The 14,582-nt window shown below is 64.3% G+C and carries 13 protein-coding genes; 12 read left to right on the forward strand and 1 reads right to left on the reverse strand.

What is annotated here, in order from left to right; translation table 11 throughout:
- Nucleotides 1-26 precede the first annotated feature (26 nt).
- The 9 genes from J4D52_RS20220 to J4D52_RS20260 all read left to right on the forward strand — a co-directional run bounded on the left by J4D52_RS20220 (nt 27) and on the right by J4D52_RS20260 (nt 7,730).
- Nucleotides 27-752, forward strand: a complete 726-nt coding sequence (locus J4D52_RS20220) for a MotA/TolQ/ExbB proton channel family protein (RefSeq protein WP_025808483.1) — start codon at nt 27-29, stop codon at nt 750-752.
- A gap of 1 nt (nt 753) precedes the next feature.
- The gene (locus J4D52_RS20225) at nt 754-1,155 is read left to right on the forward strand and encodes a biopolymer transporter ExbD (RefSeq protein ID WP_009041659.1); all 402 of its coding nucleotides are present in this window, start codon (nt 754-756) and stop codon (nt 1,153-1,155) included.
- A gap of 371 nt (nt 1,156-1,526) precedes the next feature.
- A complete protein-coding gene (locus J4D52_RS20230) occupies nt 1,527-2,108 on the forward strand; it encodes an alpha/beta hydrolase (protein ID WP_025808481.1) in 582 nt (193 codons plus the stop codon).
- A 56-nt stretch (nt 2,109-2,164) separates the two neighbouring features.
- Entirely contained in the window at nt 2,165-3,097 is a 933-nt protein-coding gene (locus J4D52_RS20235; protein WP_102676427.1) for a sigma 54-interacting transcriptional regulator, read from the forward strand.
- A gap of 352 nt (nt 3,098-3,449) precedes the next feature.
- Nucleotides 3,450-4,232 carry a MetQ/NlpA family ABC transporter substrate-binding protein gene (locus J4D52_RS20240; protein WP_038583045.1) on the forward strand — a complete coding sequence of 261 codons (783 nt, stop codon included), beginning with the start codon at nt 3,450-3,452 and terminating at the stop codon, nt 4,230-4,232.
- A gap of 535 nt (nt 4,233-4,767) precedes the next feature.
- Nucleotides 4,768-5,433, forward strand: coding sequence for an amino acid ABC transporter permease (locus tag J4D52_RS20245; protein WP_063427766.1), 666 nt, complete (start codon nt 4,768-4,770; stop codon nt 5,431-5,433).
- Nucleotides 5,414-6,073, forward strand: a complete 660-nt coding sequence (locus J4D52_RS20250; RefSeq protein ID WP_009041662.1) for an amino acid ABC transporter permease — start codon at nt 5,414-5,416, stop codon at nt 6,071-6,073. Before J4D52_RS20245 ends, J4D52_RS20250 begins: the two co-directional genes overlap by 20 nt.
- Nucleotides 6,070-6,852 carry an amino acid ABC transporter ATP-binding protein gene (locus J4D52_RS20255; protein ID WP_025808474.1) on the forward strand — a complete coding sequence of 261 codons (783 nt, stop codon included), beginning with the start codon at nt 6,070-6,072 and terminating at the stop codon, nt 6,850-6,852. Before J4D52_RS20250 ends, J4D52_RS20255 begins: the two co-directional genes overlap by 4 nt.
- On the forward strand, nt 6,849-7,730 hold the full coding sequence (locus J4D52_RS20260) for a transporter substrate-binding domain-containing protein (protein ID WP_102676426.1): 882 nt from the start codon (nt 6,849-6,851) through the stop codon (nt 7,728-7,730). The genes J4D52_RS20255 and J4D52_RS20260 overlap by 4 nt, the downstream gene beginning before the upstream one ends.
- 115 nt (nt 7,731-7,845) lie before the next feature.
- Here the strand turns inward: J4D52_RS20260 and J4D52_RS20265 are convergent, their stop codons facing one another.
- Entirely contained in the window at nt 7,846-9,042 is a 1,197-nt protein-coding gene (locus J4D52_RS20265) for an AAA family ATPase (RefSeq protein WP_053276970.1), read from the reverse strand.
- Between the two features lie 239 nt (nt 9,043-9,281).
- On the opposite strand from J4D52_RS20265, the gene J4D52_RS20270 reads away from it, so the two are divergent.
- Genes J4D52_RS20270 through J4D52_RS20280 form a run of 3 tightly spaced genes read left to right on the forward strand, consistent with a single transcriptional unit; the run spans nt 9,282 to nt 14,505 of the window.
- Entirely contained in the window at nt 9,282-10,376 is a 1,095-nt protein-coding gene (locus tag J4D52_RS20270) for an efflux RND transporter periplasmic adaptor subunit (protein WP_063427768.1), read from the forward strand.
- On the forward strand, nt 10,373-11,443 hold the full coding sequence (locus tag J4D52_RS20275; protein WP_063427769.1) for an efflux RND transporter periplasmic adaptor subunit: 1,071 nt from the start codon (nt 10,373-10,375) through the stop codon (nt 11,441-11,443). The genes J4D52_RS20270 and J4D52_RS20275 overlap by 4 nt, the downstream gene beginning before the upstream one ends.
- Nucleotides 11,440-14,505, forward strand: a complete 3,066-nt coding sequence (locus J4D52_RS20280; protein ID WP_063427770.1) for an efflux RND transporter permease subunit — start codon at nt 11,440-11,442, stop codon at nt 14,503-14,505. The genes J4D52_RS20275 and J4D52_RS20280 overlap by 4 nt, the downstream gene beginning before the upstream one ends.
- The last annotated feature ends 77 nt before the right edge of the window (nt 14,506-14,582 follow it).

Consider the following 14,582-nt stretch of genomic DNA (forward strand, 5'->3'; position numbering starts at 1 on the left):
ACAAGGGTTATACAGAGGGACACATCATGAGTTTATTGGCATCTCCACTCGAATCCATCGAAAGCGCGGTGATCTGGCTGCTAGTGGTCTTTTCCGTGGCCACCTGGGGCCTGGCCCTGCTCAAGGGCGCGCAGTTCGCCCGTCTCAAGGCCCAGGATCGCAAGTTCCACAAACAGTTCTGGGCCGCCTCCAGCCTCGACTCGGCGGCCGAATTCAGCGAAACCCAGCCCGGCGCCGCGGCGCGCGTGGCCCAAGCCGGTTATGCGGCGATCCAGGTCGGCGAGGCGCCCCATGCGGCGGACCTGAGCCAGGCCATCAATCATCAGGACCGCCTGGAGCGCGCCCTGCGCCAGCAGATCGTCCGTGAGCGGCGTTCGCTGGAAACCGGCCTGGCGGTGGTCGCCAGTATCGGCAGCACCTCGCCCTTCATCGGCCTGTTCGGCACCGTGTGGGGGATCATGGAAGCCCTGAAAGGCATCAGCGCGGCGGGCTCGGCGAGCCTGGAAACCGTGGCCGGGCCGATCGGTGCGGCGCTGGTCGCCACCGGCGTGGGGATCGCCGTCGCGGTACCGGCGGTGCTGGTTTACAACTACTTCCTGCGGCGCCTGAAGCTGACCGCCGCCGACCTGGATGACTTCGCCCATGACTTCTACAGCCTGGCGCAGAAGAGTTCGTTCCGTGTGCTGATCCACCCGACCGCGCACAAGGCCGCGGCCCAGGGCAGCGCACAGAAAGTGAAGGAGGCGTCCTGACATGGCCTTCTCGACCCAGGACAGCGATGAGGTACTGAGCGAGATCAACGTCACGCCGCTGGTGGACGTGATGCTGGTGCTGCTGGTGGTGTTCATCGTCACCGCGCCGCTGCTGACCAACGCGATTCCGATCAACCTGCCCAAGACCGAGGCCGTGGCCCCGGTGGAGCAGAAGGACCCGCTGGTGGTGAGCATCGACGGCGCCGGCAAACTCTTTATCAACAAGGACGAGATCCAGCCGGACCTTTTGGAAACCAATCTTCAGGCGGCCAAGGCCAAGGACCCGGAAGTGCGCGTGCAGCTGCAGGCGGACGACGGCGTCAACTACGGCGAAGTGGCCCGTGCCATGGCCTCCATCGAGCGTGCCGGTATCACCAAGCTTTCGGTGATCACCGCCCGCTGACCCAGTGTTGTAAGCCACGACTTTTCAGGCCGTCTCCTTGGCAGGGTGCGGCCTTTTTTTTGCCTGCGATTCCAGCGGGTGTGCGTGGTTGCCTGGATGGACGCCATCGCGAGCAAGCTCGCTCCTACAGGTCCTCTGCCATCCTCACCACCACGCCATCCCCGCTTCCGTAGGAGCAAGCGGGCGGCGATCCGACTTGCCCGCGATGCAGACGCCGCGGTCCGTCTGCCAGGCGCCTAGGGTTCGTACAGCCTGGGTACAGGTGATGCTTGATATTCTTTATAGGTCTTAATAAATAGCTTCTTATTCCTTAACGAATATAACTCTCGTCCCTATACTCGATCGGGAACAGACACGCAGGAGAGCTCCCCATGCGCAACGAATCAATTCGCTACCTGATTGTGCCGGGCTGGCAAGGATCGCCAGAAGATCATTGGCAAAGCCACTGGCAGAACAGCCTGCCGAACAGTGCGCGGGTGGAGCAGGCCGACTGGCTGACACCCCGGCGCGAAGACTGGGTCGCGGCGCTGGCCGAGGCGATTGCCGCCGACAGTACCCCGGTGATCCTGATTGCCCACAGCCTGGGCTGCATCACTGTCGCGCACTGGGCCGCCCATGCGCCGGTCAGCGCCTTGCGCCAGGTGCGCGGCGCCTTGCTGGTGGCGCCGGCGGATGTCGAGCGTCCGGCCTGCGCGCCGGCGCTGCGCAATTTCGCGCCGATCCCTAGCGACCTGTTGCCGTTCCCGAGCCAGGTGGTCAGCTCCGACAACGACAGCGCCATCAGTGCGCCGCGTGCCCTGGAACTGGCCCGCCACTGGGGCGCCGAGGCGGGGATCCTGTCCGGTGCCGGGCATATCAACGTCAAGTCCGGGCACCAGCGCTGGGAGCAGGGTTTCGCTTATCTCTATCGCCTGCAAAACCGCATGGAACAGCATTCCCTGCGACGCGCCTGATTTTTTCTTTTTGTTAAACGCCCCCGCCTGCAAGCGGATTTGGGCGGGAGTCTGCCATGAGTCTGCATGAGTCTTTCGGTCAGCCGTTGCTGACCTTTCCCGATGCTGAAAAAAGCCCGCTGAGCATCCGCGCCAAGGCGCTGGTGTTCGTCGATCCCCGTTCGCGGCAGCTGCGCCAGGAGCTGGAACAGCTGGCGCCGCGTGCGATCTCGGTGTTGATCCGCGGTGAAACCGGCAGTGGCAAGGAACTGCTGGCCCGGCATATCCACCGCGCCAGCGACCGCGCCGGCCTGTTCGTGTCGGTCAACTGCGGGGCCATCAGCCCGACCTACGCCGACGCCGAACTGTTCGGCTACGCCGCCGGCACCTTCAGCGGTTCCGCTAGCAGCCGCGCCGGCTGGTTCGGCTCGGCCAACGGCGGCACCCTGTACCTGGACGAGATCGGCGACTTGCCGCTGCCGATCCAGATCAAGCTGCTCTCGGCCCTGGAAAATCATGAGGTGACCCGGGTCGGCGCCCATCAGCCGAGCCCGGTGGATGTGCGCCTGGTGGCGGCCACCAGCATCGACCTGGCCCAGGCGGTGGCGGCGGGCAAGTTCCATGAGCGGCTGTATCACTACCTGGGCGAGGGCCATCTGGAACTGCCGGCGCTGCGCGAGCGGGTCGGCGACATCCTGTCGTTGGCCGAATATTTCCTCGGCATCTACAGCCAGCGCCTGGACCTGCCGGTGCCGCTGATCAGCGAAGCCGCCCAGCAGGTGCTGGAGCAGCACAGCTGGCCGGGCAACACCCGCGAGCTGGAGAACGTCATTCATTTTGCCCTGCTGGTAAGCAGTGGCGAGGAGATCCTGCCGGAGCACCTGAACCTGCCGCCGCAGCTGTCGCGGCTGGAACTGGTGGACCAGCAATTGAAGGGCCTGATCGCGGACGGTTCCGCCGCCGAATTGCAGGCGCTGAAACACCTGCTCAAGCAGCACGGCGTGATCTGAAGTCCCCTCCCATTCCTGATTCGTGCAGCGGGCTGCTTTCTGTAGCCGCTGCCGCAGGCCGCGCAGCGGCCGCCCATGCGACTTCGTAATCCCTTTGAAGGCAGCCTGAAAACCTGGCGAGCGCTGCGCGCTCGATCGCAGCCTGCGGCAGCGGCTACAGGGCTTGTGGAGCGCCTCGGGCGCGGGCTAGAGCGGTTCGATTCTGTATGAATAAAATGGAATATCAACGTGAATAAAAGATATTGTTAAGGCATAAAAAATCCCGGTATTGTCCGCTCCACGCCAGAGATAGCACTTCGCTGGCACCCTCATTACAAAAGCCGTCGTCACTGACGACTCATAAGGACACTGCATGAAAAAGGTTCTGTTGTTCACCGCACTGGCGGCTGCCCTGACTGCCGGTCTGGCCCAGGCTGGCGAGAAACTGGTAGTGGCGGCCACCCCCGTGCCGCACGCCGAGATCCTCGAGCTGATCAAGCCAACCCTGGCCAAGGAAGGCGTGGACCTGGAAATCAAAGTCTTCACCGATTACGTGCAGCCGAACGTGCAGGTCGATCAGAAGCGTCTGGACGCCAACTACTTCCAGACCCTGCCGTACCTGAAGAGCTTCAACGAAGGCAAAGGCACCAACCTGGTGACTGTGATCGGCGTGCACGTCGAACCTTTCGGTGGCTACTCGAAGAAAGTCAAAACCCTGGCCGAGCTGAAAGACGGCGCGACCATCGCCATTCCGAACGAAGGCAGCAACAGCGGCCGGGCCCTGATCCTGCTGCAGAAGGCCGGCCTGATCGAGCTCAAGGACCCGAAAAACGCCCTGGCGACCCCGAAAGACATCGCCAAGAACCCGCACAACTTCAAGTTCAAGGAACTGGAGTCGGCCTTGCTGCCGCGTGTGCTGGACCAGGTCGACCTGGACATGATCAACACCAACTACGCCCTGGAAGCCGGCCTGAACCCGGCCAAGGATGCGCTGGTGATCGAGGGCGCCGATTCGCCTTACGTGAACTTCCTGGTGTCCCGTCCGGACAACAAGGACAGCGCCGCCATCCAGAAACTGGCCAAGGCCCTGACCAGCCCGCAAGTGAAAGAATTCATCGAGAAGAAATACAGCGGCGCCGTACTGCCGGCGTTCTGATGAACTACGCTTAAGTCGTACAAACCCCTTCAAGGTTTAAACGCCGATGGCTTCTACAGCGTCGGCGTTTTTTATTGCCCGCAAGAGCGACTTCACCGTGCTTCTGTAGGAGCGAAGCTTGCTCGCGATCCAGGCGCCGCGCTGTCTCGGCAGGGCCGTATATTCAGGAAGGCTTCATGGCCCGGCACAGCGCCTTCAGCCATTTGACGATGTCCTGCGGATCGAGGGGTTGCGGGGTATCGAGGTCGGTCATTGTTCTTATCGTCCTTGTAGGTGTCTGGCCCGTTGAGGTCGGGTGCCGGTTGTCCGTTCCATGGAGGAGGATCAGAAAGATCCCTGACGGCGTCAGAAAAGTAGCCGGCCCAGGCGCGCATGGCAAACCCCGCAGGTTAGTTTTTTGGGTGATATCAATATGCTTTAACGGTATTTAAATTATTGTTTTTATAGCTTTAAAGTCGACGCCTGCCGGGTGGTTTACCCACTGCCCAATGGACTGCATCACCGCCGCTGTACCCCAGCGGCGTCCAGGATTGCCATGACCCTCGACTACGCCTTTATCCTCAGTACGCTGCCGGCCTTTCTCAAGGCCGTGGGCGTGACCTTGCAGGTCGGCCTGATCGCCATCGCCACCTCCCTGCTGGTGGCCCTGATCAACGCCACCATCCTGGTGTTCCGTACCCCCTACCTGCAGCGCCTGATCGGGCTGTACGTGGAGCTGGCGCGCAACACCCCGCTGCTGATCCAGCTGTTCTTCGTCTACTTCGCCCTGCCGGCGCTGGGGCTGAAGGTTTCCGGGTTCGCCGCGGCGATCATCACCATGACCTTTCTTGGCGGCGCCTATCTCACCGAAGTGCTGCGGGCCGGCGTCGAGGCGGTGCCGACGGCCCAGCTGGAGTCGGGCCGCTCCATCGGCCTGTCGCACTGGCAGCTGCTGCGCTACGTGATCCTGCCGCAAGCCGGGATCCTCAGCCTGCCGTCGCTGTTCGCCAATTTCATCTTCCTGCTCAAGGAAACCACTGTGGTCTCGGCGGTGGCGGTGCCGGAGATTCTCTACACCACCAAGAGTTACATCGCCCTCTACTACAAGACCTACGAGATGCTCGCCGTGCTCACGCTGATCTGCGTGCTGCTGTTCTTGCCGCTGTCGCTGTTGCTCAGCCGTCTGGAAAGGAGGTTGCAGCATGGCCAGTTCGGGTCTTGAACTGCTGTGGGTGTCCTTGCCGCAACTGGGCAAGGGCGCCGCGCAGACGTTGTCGATCTCCCTGCTGAGCATCGCCTTCAGCACCGTCGGCGGCGTGCTCTACGGCGTGCTGCGGACCCTGGACAGCAAATGGCTGAACGCGGTGCTGCGCATCTACCTGGAGCTGTTCCGGGCAATCCCGGTGCTGGTCTGGCTGTACCTGCTGTTTTTTGGTTTCCCGATCTTCTTCGGCATCAGCATTCCCAGCTTCACCTGTGCGGTGTTGGTGCTGTCACTGTGGGGCGCCAGCGAAGTCGGCGAGGTGGTGCGTGGCGCCCTGCATTCGCTGCCCCGTGGCCAGCGCGAGGCGGGGCTGTCGATCGGCCTGTCCGACCCGCAACTGTACGGCTACGTGCTGCTGCCCCAGGCGCTGAAACGCATGACGCCGCCGACCATCAACGTCTACACGCGGATCATCAAGACCAGTTCGCTGGCGGTGCTGATCGGCGTGGTGGACGTGATCAAGGTCGGCCAGCAGATCATCGAGCGCACCTACGAGTCGGTGCTGATCTACGGCGCCCTGTTCCTGTTTTTCTTCTTTATCTGCTACCCGCTGTCGGCCGCCTCGCGCGTGCTGGAGCGGCGCTGGACGCAAGCATGAGCGCACTGATCGAGTTCCAGGGTTTCAATAAGTTTTTCGGCGAGCAGCAGGTGCTCAAGGACGTCGACCTCAAGGTCGCCCAGGGCGAAGTGGTGGTGATTCTTGGTCCCAGCGGCTGCGGCAAGTCCACCTTGCTGCGCTGCCTCAACGGCCTGGAAAAGGCCCACAGCGGCCACCTGAGATTCGCCGGCCGCGAGCTGCTGGACCAGGCCACCGACTGGCGCCAGGTGCGCCAGGACATCGGCATGGTGTTCCAGAGTTACCACCTGTTCCCGCACATGAGCGTGCTCGACAACATCCTGCTCGGCCCGCTCAAGGTGCAGAAGCGCGACCGTCGCGAAGCCCGCGCCCAGGCCGAGGCGCTGCTGGAGCGGGTGGGCCTTCTGGACAAGCGCGATGCCTTCCCGCGCCAGCTCTCCGGCGGCCAGCAGCAACGCATCGCCATCGTCCGTTCGCTGTGCATGAACCCGCAGGTGATGCTGTTCGACGAGGTCACCGCGGCGCTGGACCCGGAGATGGTCAAGGAAGTGCTGCAAGTGATCCAGGGCCTGGCCCGGGACGGCATGACCCTGCTGATCGTCACCCACGAAATGGCCTTCGCCCGCGCGGTGGCCGACCGCATCGTGTTCATGGATGCCGGGCGCATCCTCGAACAACACCCTCCCGAGACCTTCTTTACGAACCCGCGGACCGCACGAGCGCAGCAGTTCCTGGAGAAATTCTCCTTCGTTGAAGCATTGCCCAAAAAAGCACCTACAAAGGAACTGGAGCTCTTATGAAAACTGCCAAGTCTTCGCTACTGCTACTCCCGCTGTTCGGCCTCGCGCTGCTGGCCGGCTGCGATAAAACCGCCGAGGCGCCCAAGCCCGCGGCCAGCGCCAGCGCCGCGCCGGCGGCCGGTTATCTGGACAAGATCAAGGCCCGCGACAAGCTGATCGTCGGCGTGTTCACCGACAAACCGCCGTTCGGTTTCGTCGACGAGACCGGACGTTACGTGGGCTTCGATACCGATATCGGGCGGCAATTCGCCAAGGACCTGCTGGGCGACGAGAACAAGGTGGAGTTCGTCGCGGTGGAGCCTGCCAGCCGCATTCCGTTCCTGCAGAGCGACAAGGTCGACCTGATCCTGGCCAACATGACCGTCACCCCGGAGCGCAAGGAAGCGGTGGAGTTCACCAACCCCAACCTCAAGGTCGCGGTGCAGGCTTTGGTGCCTAACGGCAGCGAAGTGAAGAACCTGGATGACCTGGCGACCCGCACCACCATCGTCACCACCGGCACCACCGCCGATATCTGGCTGACCAAGAACCACCCGGACTGGAAGCTGCTGAAGTTCGAGAAGAACACCGAGTCCCTGCAAGCCCTGGCCAACGGCCGCGGCGATGCCTATGCCCAGGACAACCTGATCCTGTTCAGCTGGTCCAAGCAGAACCCGGGCTACCGCGTACTGCCGCAGACCCTGGGGGAGCAAGCGCCGATCGCGCCGGCGGTGAAGAAGGGCAATATCGAGTTGCGTGACTGGGTCAACGCCGAGTTGGCCAAGCTGGGCGAAGACAAGTACCTGCTCAAGCTCTACGACCAGTACGTGCGCAAGGAACTGAGCGACGACACCAAGCCGGAAAGCGTGATTGTCGAAGGGGGCAAGTGGCAGGGGTGATTTAGCCTGAACGATTGAGGTGCTCTTGAGTACGTCATCGCGGGCAAGCCTCGCTCCTACAGCATACGCATGCGTCTGTAGGAGCGAGGCTTGCCCGCGATGCTTTTGAGGCCGCTCAATCCGGCCAATACCACGCCGGCTCGTCGAGCATGCCCTGGCCAACGATTTCGGTCTGGCCGAAATTCTTCTCCAGCACGATGGCGTTGCATTGCGGGTCCTGCTGCAACGCCGCGATCAGCCGGCTGGCATGGGACACCACCCACACCTGGCACTGCTGCGAAGCCCGGATGATCAGGCGCGCCAAGGCTGGCAGCAGGTCCGGGTGCAGGCTGGTTTCCGGTTCGTTGAGCACCATCAGGGTCGGTGGCCGTGGCGTCAGCAGGGCGGCGACCAGCAGCAGGTAACGCAGGGTGCCGTCCGACAGCTCCGCCGCCGACAGTGGCCGCAGCAAACCGTCCTGATGGAACTGCACGCCGAACAGCCCGCCCGGCACCGCATCGATCTCCAGTCGTGACCCCGGAAAGGCGTCGCTGATGGTCTCGCGCAGCGCCTGCTGATCGCCGACCTCGATGATGGTCTGCAACGCCGCCGCCAGGTCCCGGCCGTCGTGGTGCAGCACTGGCGTGCGGGTGCCCAGCTGTGGCCGGCGCGCGGGGGCCTGGCTGTCGGTACGGAAGTGATCGTAAAAACGCCAGCCACGGATCTGCTCGCGCAAATGCAGGACCTCGGGTGACGAACGCAGGTTGCCGACCTGGTCGAACAGGCTGTCGCCGCTGGAGGTGTGCTGCGCCAGCACCTCCCATTGCCGCCCCTCGCGGGCCCGCACCATCGGCCCCTGGCGATCCACCAGCACACTGGCCGGGCGATACACCGGCCCGCTCCAGATGCTCTCGCGCTTGATCCGCGGGTCGAGGGTGAAGCGCGACGGAATCGGCGTGCTGTGCCCGGGCAGCATGAAATGGCCGCTCGAGTCCGGCAGCCCCAGGCCGATCGAGTAACCGAAGTCCTCGCCGGCAAAGCCCAGTTGCAGGCGCTTGACGGTTTTCCGTGGCCCGCCCTGGATCGCCACCTCGCCACGGCTCATGCGCCGGCTGATCTGTTCCGGCCCGGCCCAGAAAGTCGACTCCAGGCCGCCTTCGCTGGCCAGCGCATTGACCACCCCGCCCTGGGCGGTTTCCGCCAGCAGGCGCAGGGCCTTGTACAGGTTGGACTTGCCGCTGCCGTTGGGACCGGTGATCAGGTTCAGCCGCTCCAGCGGAATCACCAGTTTGTTGATCGAGCGGTAATTGGCCACTGCCAGGGTCTTGAGCATCCTGGGGCTCCTTGTGCATGAAGGTGCAGTGTGCCTGAACGGTGCCGATTTTGTAGCCGCCGCGACAGCTCCCCAGGGCTTCCTGCGTTCGCTGGAACAGCGCTCGCGTTGCGGCCGATCGCAGCCTGCGGCAGCGGCTACAGGGTTTGTGAGCACCGTGGCGTGCAGCGGTGGAACCCTGTTCTAAGCTCACAGTCGTATCGTCACCTGTACGATGGCATCGGCGCCAAGGAGCCTGCATGGCTGGTCTCGAATCGAAGTGGATAGTGGGTTTGATGCTGGCTGCGCTACTGAGCGGTTGTGGCGCGGAAAAGCCGACCGAAAAGGACCGGCCGCGGGTGCGCGTGCAGCCAGTGCAGACCCGGGATTTCGCCGCGCAAGTGACCCTGACCGGCGATGTGCAGGCGCGGGTGCAGACCGAGTTGTCGTTCCGCGTCGGCGGCAAGATCATCCAGCGCCTGGTGGATGTCGGCGACCGGGTCACGGCCAAACAGGTACTGGCCCGGCTCGACCCGAAAGACCTGCAGACCAATGTCGATTCCGCCGCCGCCTCGGTGTTCGCCGAGCAGGCACGGGTCAAGCAGACCAGCGCGGCCTTCGTCCGCCAGCAGAAACTCCTGCCCAAGGGCTACACCAGCCAGAGCGAATACGATGCCGCCCAGGCAGCGCTGCGCAGCAGCCAGAGCGCCCTGAGCGCGGCCCAGGCGCAGTTGGCCAACGCCCGTGAGCAACTGAGCTACACCGCGCTGATCGCCGACGCGCCGGGGGTGATTACCGCGCGCCAGGCCGAGGTGGGCCAGGTGGTGCAGGCCACGGTGCCGATTTACAGCCTGGCCCGCGACGGCGAGCGCGACGCCGTGTTCAACGTCTACGAGGCGTTGCTGGTGGCCCCACCGGAGGATGGCGTGATCAACGTCAGCCTGCTGGACAACCCGAATATCAAGACCACTGGCAGGGTGCGGGAAGTCACCCCGGTGGTGTCGGCGCAAAGCGGCACGGTGCAGGTCAAGGTGGCCCTCGACGGCTTGCCGGCGGGCATGGACCTGGGCTCGGTGGTCGGCGCCAGTGCCCATGTGCCCGGCAAGGCCAGTGTCGAGTTGCCCTGGGCGGCGCTGACCAAGAACCTCAACGAGCCGGCCGTGTGGCTGGTGGGCGACGACGGCAAGACCACCCTGCACAAGGTCACCGTGGGGCGCTACCAGACCGGCAAGGTGATCATCAGCGACGGCCTCGAGGGCGGCGAAAAAGTGGTGATCGCCGGCGGCCAGTTGCTGCACCCGGGGATGCTCGTCGAGATCGTTTCCGAGACCGGCGCACAAGGAGCCAAGCCATGAAGCGCCTGTCCCTGCTGTTATGCGCCGGCCTGACGCTGGGCGCCTGTTCCAAGGAAGAGCCGGCCCCCGAGCCGGTGCGCCCGGTGCTGTCGTTCGAGGTGCGCGCCGAGTCCGAGGAAAGCCTCGGGCGGTTCGCCGGCAGCATCCAGGCCCGCTATGAAACCAACCTCGGCTTCCGGGTGCCGGGGCGCATCGCCAATCGCAACGTCGATGTCGGTGCCGAGGTGGGCAAGGGCGCCTTGCTCGCCACCCTCGACCCCACCGATCAGCAGAACCAGTTGCGCTCCGCCCAGGGCGACCTGGCCCGGGTCGAGGCGCAATGGATCAATGCCCAGGCCAACGCCCGGCGCCAGCAGCAATTGTTCGATCGCGGCGTTGGCGCCCAGGCGCAGCTGGACATCGCCCAGACCGACCTGAAGACCACCCGCGCCTCCCTGGAGCAGGCCAGGGCCGCGGTCAACCAGGCCCGCGACCAGCTGGCCTACAGCGAGCTGCGCACCGATCACGGCGGCGTGGTCACCGCCTGGATGGCCGAGGCCGGCCAGGTGGTCAGCGCCGGCCAGCAGGTGGTGACCCTGGCCCGCCCGGATATCAAGGAAGCGGTGATCGACCTGCCGGCATCCCTGGTGGACCAGTTGCCGGCCGACGTGGTGTTCAAGGTCGCCTTGCAGCTGGACCCGAGCGTCAACACCACCGCCGTGGTGCGCGAGATCGAGCCCCAGGCGCAGAGCGCCACCCGGACCCGGCGTTCGCGCCTGACCCTGACGCAAACCCCGCCCACCTTCCGTCTCGGCACGGCCATCAGCGTGACCCTCAGCTCTGCCATCGTCCCGCGCACCGAAGTGCCGCTGTCGGCCCTGCAGGAGGTGGATGGCCAGGCGCGGGTCTGGATCGTCGACCCGCAGGCGCGGACCGTGGCGCCGCGAGAGGTCACGGTGCTCAGCCGGGACCATGACTCGGCGCTGATCAGCAGCGGGATCAAGATCGGCGAGCGGGTGGTGAGCGCCGGTGTGAACAGCCTCAAACCGGGGCAGAAAGTCAAAATCGACGAGGACAGCCCACGATGACGCCGGCCACGAAAGGGAGCTTCAATTTATCCGAGTGGGCCATCAAGCATCAGTCGTTCGTCTGGTACCTGATGTTCGTCGCCCTGCTGATGGGCGTGTTCTCCTACATGAACCTGGGGCGCGAGGAAGACCCGTCCTTCACCATCAAGACCATGGTCATCCAGACCCGCTGGCCGGGCGCGACCCAGGAGGAAACCCTCAAGCAGGTCACCGACCGCATCGAGAAAAAGCTCGAAGAGCTGGACTCCCTCGACTACGTGAAAAGCTACACCCGTCCCGGCGAATCGACGGTCTTCGTCAACCTGCGCGACACCACCAGCGCCAAGGACATCCCCGAGATCTGGTACCAGGTGCGCAAGAAGATCAACGATATTCGCGGCGACTTCCCCCAGGGCCTGCAAGGGCCGGGGTTCAACGATGAGTTCGGTGATGTGTTCGGTTCGGTCTACGCCTTTACCGCCGACGGCCTGAACATGCGCCAGCTGCGCGACTATGTGGAGCAGGTGCGCGCCGAGATCCGTGAAGTGCCGAACCTGGGCAAAGTGGAAATGGTCGGCGAGCAGGACGAAGTCATCTACCTGAACTTCTCCACACGCAAGCTGGCGGCGCTGGGCATCGACCAGCGCCAGGTCCTGCAAAGCCTGCAAGCGCAGAATGCGGTGACCCCGGCGGGGGTGATCGAGGCCGGGCCGGAGCGGATTTCCGTGCGCACCTCGGGGCAGTTTGCCTCGGAGAAAGACCTGGCCACGGTCAACCTGCGGCTCAACGAACGCTTCTATCGCCTGGCGGATATCGCCGAGATCAGCCGTGGCTACGTCGACCCTTCGACGCCGCAGTTTCGCTACAACGGCCAGCCGGCCATCGGCCTGGCGATCGCCATGAAGAAGGGCGGTAACATCCAGGACTTCGGCAAGGCCTTGCACGCCAAGATGGACCAGCTCACCGCCAACCTGCCGGTGGGCGTAGGTGTACACACGGTGTCGGACCAGGCCGAGGTGGTGGAAAAAGCCGTCGGCGGTTTTACCAGCGCGCTGTTCGAGGCGGTGGTGATCGTGCTGGTGGTGAGTTTCGTCAGCCTGGGCGTGCGCGCCGGGCTGGTGGTGGCGTGCTCGATCCCGCTGGTGCTGGCGATGGTCTTCGTCTTCATGGAGTACAGCGGCATCACCATGCAGCGGATTTCCCTCGGGGCGCTGATCATTGCCCTGGGCCTGTTGGTGGACGACGCGATGATCACCGTGGAAATGATGGTCACGCGCCTGGAGATGGGCGAGACCAAGGAGCAAGCGGCGACCTTCGCCTACACCTCAACGGCCTTCCCCATGCTCACCGGGACCCTGGTGACGGTCGCCGGCTTCGTGCCCATCGGCCTCAACGCCAGCTCCGCCGGCGAGTACACCTTCACCCTGTTCGCGGTGATCGCCGTGGCCATGCTGGTGTCGTGGATAGTCGCCGTGCTGTTCGCGCCGGTGATCGGCGTGCATATCCTCAGCACCAACGTCAAACCCCACTCCGAGGAGCCGGGTCGCATCGGTCGGGCCTTCAACGGTGGCCTGCTGTGGGCCATGCGCAACCGCTGGTGGGCCATCGGCATCACCGTCCTGGTGTTCGTGCTGTCGGTGGTCGGCATGCGCTTCGTGCAGAACCAGTTCTTCCCGTCCTCGGACCGGCCGGAGATTCTCGTCGACCTCAACCTGCCGCAGAACGCCTCGATCGCCGAGACCCGCATGGCGGTGGATCGCCTGGAGGCGACCCTCAAGGACGACCCGGACATCCTGCGCTGGAGCACCTATATCGGCGAAGGCGCGATCCGTTTCTACCTGCCGCTGGACCAGCAACTGCAGAACCCCTACTACGCGCAGCTGGTGATTGTCAGCAAGGGCCTGGAGTCGCGCACGGCGTTGACCGAGCGCCTGAAAAAACGCCTGCGCGACGACTTCGTCGGCATCGGCAGCTACGTCCAGGCCCTGGAAATGGGCCCGCCGGTGGGGCGGCCGATCCAGTACCGGGTCAGCGGCAAGGACATCGACCAGGTGCGCAAGCACGCCATCGAGCTGGCCACCGAACTGGACAAGAACTCGCACATCGGCGAGATCATCTATGACTGGAACGAGCCGGGCAAAGTCCTGCGCATTGACATCGCCCAGGACAAGGCCCGGCAGTTGGGGCTGTCCTCGGAGGACGTGGCGCAGTTGATGAACAGCATCGTCAGCGGCTCCACCGTGACCCAGGTGCATGACGACATCTACCTGATCAACGTGGTCGGCCGGGCCGACGACAGCGAGCGCGGCTCCCCGGAAACCCTGCAGAACCTGCAGATCGTCAACCCCAACGGCACCTCGATTCCGCTGCTGGCCTTCGCCACCGTGCGTTACGAACTGGAGCAGCCGCTGGTCTGGCGGCGCGACCGCAAGCCGACCATCACCATCAAGGCCTCGGTGCGTGACGAAATCCAGCCGACCGACCTGGTCAGGCTGCTCAAGCCGGATATCGACAAGTTCGCCGCCGGCCTGCCGGCCGGTTATTCAGTGGCCACCGGCGGTACGGTGGAGGAGAGCGGCAAGGCCCAGGGGCCGATCGCCAAGGTGGTGCCGTTGATGCTGTTCCTCATGGCGACCTTCCTGATGATCCAGCTGCACAGCGTGCAGAAGCTGTTCCTGGTGGCCAGCGTCGCGCCCCTGGGGCTGATCGGCGTGGTCCTGGCGCTGGTGCCGACGGGCACGCCCATGGGCTTTGTGGCGATCCTCGGGATTCTCGCGCTGATCGGCATCATCATTCGCAACTCGGTGATCCTGGTGACCCAGATCGACGAGTTCGAGCGTGCCGGTCATTCATCCTGGGATGCGGTGGTGCAAGCCACCGAGCACCGTCGCCGGCCGATCCTGCTGACCGCCGCGGCGGCCAGCCTGGGCATGATCCCCATCGCCCGGGAAGTGTTCTGGGGGCCGATGGCCTACGCCATGATCGGCGGCATCATCGTCGCCACCCTGCTGACGCTGCTGTTCCTGCCGGCGCTGTATGTGGCCTGGTACAAGATCAAGGAGCCGCGCAAGGAAGCCGGTTGAGGCCCGGCCCCTTGCGCCTGGCGCGGGGGGCTTGGCGCAGGCCGGTGGTGCTTTGCTGTACACTCTCGCCCTTCATT

This window comes from Pseudomonas sp. GW460-12-10-14-TSB1 (assembly GCF_017349775.1).
Taxonomy (GTDB): domain Bacteria; phylum Pseudomonadota; class Gammaproteobacteria; order Pseudomonadales; family Pseudomonadaceae; genus Aquipseudomonas; species Aquipseudomonas piscium.

Bases quoted from the DNA above. Each gene is read 5' to 3' on its own strand.
- J4D52_RS20220 (WP_025808483.1), top strand. From the start codon at position 27: ATGAGTTTATTGGCATCTCCACTCGAATCCATCGAAAGCGCGGTGATC.
- J4D52_RS20225 (WP_009041659.1), top strand. From the start codon at position 754: ATGGCCTTCTCGACCCAGGACAGCGATGAGGTACTGAGCGAGATCAAC.
- J4D52_RS20230 (WP_025808481.1), top strand. From the start codon at position 1,527: ATGCGCAACGAATCAATTCGCTACCTGATTGTGCCGGGCTGGCAAGGA.
- J4D52_RS20235 (WP_102676427.1), top strand. From the start codon at position 2,165: ATGAGTCTGCATGAGTCTTTCGGTCAGCCGTTGCTGACCTTTCCCGAT.
- J4D52_RS20240 (WP_038583045.1), top strand. From the start codon at position 3,450: ATGAAAAAGGTTCTGTTGTTCACCGCACTGGCGGCTGCCCTGACTGCC.
- J4D52_RS20245 (WP_063427766.1), top strand. From the start codon at position 4,768: ATGACCCTCGACTACGCCTTTATCCTCAGTACGCTGCCGGCCTTTCTC.
- J4D52_RS20250 (WP_009041662.1), top strand. From the start codon at position 5,414: ATGGCCAGTTCGGGTCTTGAACTGCTGTGGGTGTCCTTGCCGCAACTG.
- J4D52_RS20255 (WP_025808474.1), top strand. From the start codon at position 6,070: ATGAGCGCACTGATCGAGTTCCAGGGTTTCAATAAGTTTTTCGGCGAG.
- J4D52_RS20260 (WP_102676426.1), top strand. From the start codon at position 6,849: ATGAAAACTGCCAAGTCTTCGCTACTGCTACTCCCGCTGTTCGGCCTC.
- J4D52_RS20265 (WP_053276970.1), bottom strand. From the start codon at position 9,042: ATGCTCAAGACCCTGGCAGTGGCCAATTACCGCTCGATCAACAAACTG.
- J4D52_RS20270 (WP_063427768.1), top strand. From the start codon at position 9,282: ATGGCTGGTCTCGAATCGAAGTGGATAGTGGGTTTGATGCTGGCTGCG.
- J4D52_RS20275 (WP_063427769.1), top strand. From the start codon at position 10,373: ATGAAGCGCCTGTCCCTGCTGTTATGCGCCGGCCTGACGCTGGGCGCC.
- J4D52_RS20280 (WP_063427770.1), top strand. From the start codon at position 11,440: ATGACGCCGGCCACGAAAGGGAGCTTCAATTTATCCGAGTGGGCCATC.